Source organism: Microvirga pakistanensis (assembly GCF_004458765.1).
Lineage (GTDB): Bacteria > Pseudomonadota > Alphaproteobacteria > Rhizobiales > Beijerinckiaceae > Microvirga > Microvirga pakistanensis.
This window is the reverse complement of the sequence record NZ_SPJX01000434.1, coordinates 1-223: the sequence shown is the minus strand read 5'-3', so window position 1 is coordinate 223 and position 223 is coordinate 1. Positions and strand designations below refer to the sequence as shown.

1 tRNA gene is annotated in these 223 nt (G+C 65.9%); it reads right to left on the bottom strand.

Features of this window, described 5'->3' with window-relative positions:
- Nucleotides 1–121 precede the first annotated feature (121 nt).
- Nucleotides 122–198: transfer RNA gene (locus E4K09_RS19845), tRNA-Met, on the bottom strand.
- Nucleotides 199–223 lie beyond the last annotated feature (25 nt).

The window sequence follows — 223 nt, the reverse complement described above, 5'->3', positions numbered from 1 at the left end:
GAAGCGCTTAACGCTGTTGGACCGCCGGCAGCTCTGTGGGGGGTGAGGCGCGGGCGTGTGATCGGGCCCCTGATACGCCAAGCCCCCTGACGCGGGTTGCGTTCAGGGGGCGTTGGTGTGTTGGTTGCGGGGACAGGATTTGAACCTGTGACCTTCAGGTTATGAGCCTGACGAGCTACCGGGCTGCTCCACCCCGCGCCATGCGGGCCAGGATTGCCGGCAA